Annotated in this window: 9 protein-coding genes; 5 read left to right on the plus strand and 4 right to left on the minus strand. The window is 70.5% G+C overall.

The features are described from left to right. Both ACESL7_RS13335 and ACESL7_RS13340 read right to left on the minus strand, forming a co-directional pair. On the minus strand, positions 1-879 hold an 879-nt coding region (locus ACESL7_RS13335), incomplete at its 3' end, for an N-acetylglucosamine-6-phosphate deacetylase (RefSeq protein WP_372893799.1). 3 nt (positions 880-882) lie between these two features. Beyond that, positions 883-1,152, minus strand: coding sequence for a DUF2312 domain-containing protein (locus tag ACESL7_RS13340; protein ID WP_372893800.1), 270 nt, complete (start codon positions 1,150-1,152; stop codon positions 883-885). Between the two features lie 117 nt (positions 1,153-1,269). Between ACESL7_RS13340 and ACESL7_RS13345 the strand changes: the two genes are divergently transcribed. Then, positions 1,270-1,485, plus strand: a complete 216-nt coding sequence (locus ACESL7_RS13345; protein ID WP_372893801.1) for a hypothetical protein — start codon at positions 1,270-1,272, stop codon at positions 1,483-1,485. A 34-nt stretch (positions 1,486-1,519) separates the two neighbouring features. Here the strand turns inward: ACESL7_RS13345 and ACESL7_RS13350 are convergent, their stop codons facing one another. Both ACESL7_RS13350 and ACESL7_RS13355 read right to left on the minus strand, forming a co-directional pair. Next, entirely contained in the window at positions 1,520-1,726 is a 207-nt protein-coding gene (locus tag ACESL7_RS13350; RefSeq protein ID WP_372893802.1) for a hypothetical protein, read from the minus strand. Between the two features lie 14 nt (positions 1,727-1,740). Then, positions 1,741-2,064, minus strand: coding sequence for a TraR/DksA family transcriptional regulator (locus ACESL7_RS13355; RefSeq protein WP_372893803.1), 324 nt, complete (start codon positions 2,062-2,064; stop codon positions 1,741-1,743). Positions 2,065-2,228: 164 nt separating this feature from the next. Between ACESL7_RS13355 and ACESL7_RS13360 the strand changes: the two genes are divergently transcribed. The 4 genes from ACESL7_RS13360 to ACESL7_RS13375 form a co-directional block, all read left to right on the plus strand. Next, entirely contained in the window at positions 2,229-3,092 is an 864-nt protein-coding gene (locus ACESL7_RS13360; RefSeq protein WP_372893804.1) for an MBL fold metallo-hydrolase, read from the plus strand. An 82-nt stretch (positions 3,093-3,174) separates the two neighbouring features. Then, positions 3,175-3,600: a YeeE/YedE family protein gene (locus ACESL7_RS13365; RefSeq protein WP_372893805.1), complete on the plus strand. Its 426-nt coding sequence runs from the start codon at positions 3,175-3,177 to the stop codon at positions 3,598-3,600. Between the two features lies 1 nt (position 3,601). Then, positions 3,602-4,036, plus strand: coding sequence for a DUF6691 family protein (locus ACESL7_RS13370; protein WP_372893806.1), 435 nt, complete (start codon positions 3,602-3,604; stop codon positions 4,034-4,036). Positions 4,037-4,047: 11 nt separating this feature from the next. Next, on the plus strand, positions 4,048-4,445 hold a 398-nt coding region (locus ACESL7_RS13375), incomplete at its 3' end, for a protein tyrosine phosphatase family protein (protein WP_372893807.1).

The raw sequence follows: 4,445 nt of genomic DNA on the forward strand, positions 1-4,445 counted from the left end.
CCGCCCGCCGAGGGCGAAGCTCTCCGCCTCCGCCCCCGCGAGGGCCATGGCGTCGGAGACGAGGAAGAGCGCCCCCGGCCCCGCCTTCGCCCGGAGCGCGACGCCCAGCATCCGCGGGTCCACGTGGTGCCCGTCGGCGATGATCCCGGCGTCCACCGCCCCCGCGGCCAGCGCCGCGCCGGCAAGGCCGGGCGCGCGGTGGCCCATCGGCGCCATGGCGTTGAAGAGATGCGTGACGACGCGCGCCCCGGCGGCGAAGGCGCGCTCCGCCGTCCCGGCGTCGCAGCCGGTGTGCCCGAGCGCCACCAGCGCGCCCGCCCCGGCGAGCGCGCGGATCTGCGCGGGCTCCGCCGCTTCGGGGGCGAGGGTGACCATCAGGCAGGGCAGCTTCGCCGCCGCGGTCACGAGGCGGTCGAGATCGGCGCCGGTCATCGGGCGCAGGTGGGCGGGGTCATGCGCGCCGGCCTTCGCGGCGTCGAGATGCGGCCCCTCGAGGTGCAGGCCCGCGACGCCCGGCACACCGGTCTCCACCGCCGCGACGACCGCGGCGATGGCCCGCTCTGTCGCGGCCTCGGTGTCCGAGATCAGCGTGGGCAGGATCGTCGTCGCGCCCCGGCTTGCGTGCGCCTCGGCGATGCGGGCCACCTCCTCCGGCCCGCTCGCCTCGTCAAGCATCAGACCGCCGCCACCGTTGACCTGCAGATCGACGAAGCCGGGGGCGAGCAGCCCGCCCCCAAGGCGCTCCCGCGCGACGCCGGGCGCGAGCGTCGCCTCCGGCTCGACCGCGACCACGCGCCCGTCCTCGATACAGACGGCATGACCGCCGAGGATCCGCTCGCCGTCGAAGACCCGCGCGCCGGTGAACGCCCTCGGCGCCACGGCTCAGCTCATGCCCAGGGCGGCCTTGTACATCTCGAGCACCGCCTCCTCCTCGGCGATGTCGTCGGGCTCGCGCTTGCGCAGCGCGATCACCTTGCGCATCACCTTGGTGTCGTAGCCGCGGGCCTTGGCCTCGGCCATGACCTCCTTCTGGCGCTCGGCGATGTCCTTCTTCTCGGCCTCGAGCTGCTCGAACTGCTCGATGAACTGGCGTAACTCCTCGGCGGCGACTTGGCCGCCCGAACTCGCGCCGTGCTGGAAGGTGTCGGTCATGGGGGTCTCCGCCTCTGCTCGCGCGGAGTGACTAGCCCCCGGCCCCCGGGCCCGCAAGGGGTTGCCCGGCGGCGGGGGATCGTCTAGCGCGAGCGCGGCTTGCGACGGGAGGCACGCATGGCGGCACTTGTGTGGATCGGCGCGGGGCTCTCGCTCCTCGGCCTCGCCGGGGTGGTCCGGAGCATCGTGACGGTCGCGCGGGCGCGGCGGCGTCAACTGTCGGACGAAGACCTGCGCGAGGTGATGCGCCGCGCGCTGCCCTGGAACCTCGGCGCGCTCTTCGTCTCGGTGATCGGGCTGATGACGGTCTCGGTCGGTCTCGCCCTCGGCTGAAACCGACCGAGACCGCGCCGTCAGACGGTCACGCTCAGACGGGCACGTTGTCGAAGCCGTCGTCCTCTTCGCCCGTCTCGGCGTCGTCCTCGCCCAGTTCGGCGTTCGCGGCACGGAGCTTGCGCAGCGCCGCCTCAAGATGCGCCTGAAGTTCGGCGCGGTCGGCCCCCTCGGCCGCCTCGATCTCGGCCTCGATCTCCTCGATCCGGGTCTCGAGAGCCTTCACCTCTTCGCGGTCCATGGTCGCCTCCTCGCTCAATGGGTCGCTGCGCAGGCCGCGCAGAACGGCGTCGCCGGCAGAAGGTCAAGCCGCTCGGGGGCGATCCCGGTTCCACATTCGACGCAGTACCCGTACTCGCCGCGGCGCAGACGGTCGAGAGCGGCGCGGATGCGGCGCACCTCCATCCGGCTGTGTTCGCCCAGCGCCTCGAGCACCTCGTCGCCTTCCTGCTCGACCGCGGCCTCCTCCCAGTCCTTCGACGCGGGCTGATCGAGTTCGTCCTCGATCGCGTGCATCCGGCTGTCGAGCTCGGCCAGCCGGGCCATCAGCGCCTCGCGGCGCGCCTCGAGCGTGGTCATATGGGCCTCCTCCGTCCCGTTCGCGGCGATGACGGGAGTGTGACGGTCCGCCGCTCACGCAGCCTTGATGCAGGTCAACACGAAAACGGGGTGATCCATGCATCATTTTCCATTGAAACGCATTCCAAAAACCGTATATGTCGGAGCAAACGGAGGACGAGCCCATGAAACCCGACGTGAAAGCCTTCTTCGACGAGGCCACCAACACCATCTCCTACGTCGTGCGCGACCCGAACGGATCGGCCGCGGCGATCATCGACAGCGTTCTCGACTTCGACTACGCCTCCGGCCGGACCGACACCCGCTCGGCCGACGCGATCATCGACCACGTGCGCGCCGAGGGCCTCGATCCCGTCTGGATCCTCGAGACGCATGTCCACGCCGACCACCTCTCGGCCGCGCCCTATCTGCAGGAAAAGCTCGGCGGCCAGATCGGCATCGGCGCCAACATCATGACCGTGCAGGACACCTTCGGGAAGGTCTTCAACGAGGGTACGGAATTCCAGCGCGACGGCTCGCAGTTCGACCGCCTCTTCGAGGAAGGCGACAGCTTCCACATCGGCCAGTTGCGCGGCGACGTGCTGCACACGCCGGGTCACACGCCGGCCTGCCTGACCTACGTGATCGGCGACGCGGCCTTCGTGGGCGACACGCTCTTCATGCCGGACTTCGGCACCGCGCGCTGTGACTTTCCCGGCGGCTCGTCCGAGCAGATGTACGAGTCCGTGCAGAAGATCCTCTCCCTGCCGGACGAGACGCGCATCTTCGTCGGCCACGACTACAAGGCGCCGGGGCGTGACGACTACGCCTGGGAAAGCACGGTGGGCGAGCAGAAGGCGAAGAACATCCACGTCGGCGGCGCGAAATCCAAGGAGGAGTTCGTCGAGATGCGCGACACGCGCGACGCCACGCTGAACATGCCGAAGCTCATCATCCCCTCGCTGCAGGTGAACATGCGCGCGGGCCAGATGCCGCCCGCCGACGAGCAGGGCGACGTCTTCCTCAAGGTTCCGGTCGACAAGATCTGACCGACACAGGCCGCCCCGCCCGGGCGCGAACAGGCGGGCGGGGCGGCGTTTTCACGACGACCAAGCAGGGATCATCTCGACAATGGAACAGGACTGGATCTGGGGCCTGATCGGCGGCCTGCTGATCGGCTCGGGCGGCGCGGTATACCTGCTCGCCAACGGGCGCATCATGGGTGCGAGCGGCATTCTCGGCGGGCTGGTGGACGGCTCGGGCAAATCGACCTGGGCGGAGCGGGCGGCCTTTCTCGCCGGCGTCTTCCTGCTGCCCGTCGCGCTTTTGCCGCTTTACGGCCGGATCGACACGCATGTCACCTCGAACTGGACGGTGCTGATCGCGGCGGGCCTGCTCGTCGGCTTCGGCACGCGGATCGCCAACGGCTGCACCTCGGGCCACGGGGTCTGCGGCATCTCGCGGCTCTCGCTGCGCGGCCTCGCGGCGACAGCCGTCTACATCGTGGCGGGCGGCGTCTCGGTGCTCGTCTTCCGCCATCTGCTGGGGGTGATCTGACATGCGCAATCTCTTCGCATTCGTGGCCGGCGGCCTCTTCGGCGCGGGGCTCTTCATCTCCGGCATGACCGACACCGCCAAGGTGCAGGGCTGGCTCGACATCTTCGGCGACTGGGACCCGACGCTGGCCTTCGTGATGGGCGGCGCGATCCTCCCGATGGCGATCGCCTGGCGGATCGTTCAGCGCCGCGCGACCCCGGTGCTCGGCGGCACCTTCCCGCCGCCGCCGCCGGTGCGGCTCGACCAGCGGCTTGCCCTGGGCTCGATCATGTTCGGCGCCGGCTGGGGCCTCGCCGGGCTCTGCCCCGGACCGTCCGTCGCCTCGCTGAGTTACGGGGGCGTCGAACATTGGGTCTTTTTCGCCGCGATGATCGGCGGCATGCTGGCCGCGCCGCCGGTGCTGGCCCGGATGCAGCGGCCCGTCGCGGCGGAGTGAAGGAGGTCGTCATGGAGATGCGCGAGATCACCGAGCGCTACGCCGTCGCGCCGCAGATCGACCCGGCCGACGCGCCGGAGATCGCGGCCGAGGGTGTGGAGCTCGTCATCTGCAACCGCCCCGATGACGAGGTGCCGCCGTCGCATCAGGCGGCCGAGCTGGAAAAGGCAGTGCGCGCGGCTGGCATGGAGTTCGTCGCGCTGCCGCTCACGCATCAGACGATGACGCCCGAGAACGTGGCGAAACAGGCCGAACTCGTGGAAAAGGCGGAGGGCAAGGTCCTCGCCTACTGCGCCTCCGGCACGCGCTGCTCGGTGGTCTGGGCGCTCGGTCAGGCGGGCGACCGCCCGACCGACGAGATTCTCTCCATGACGGCGCGGGCGGGCTACATGCTCGACGGGTTGCGCCC

The organism is Rhodosalinus sp. (genome assembly GCF_041685465.1).
Lineage (GTDB): Bacteria > Pseudomonadota > Alphaproteobacteria > Rhodobacterales > Rhodobacteraceae > Rhodosalinus.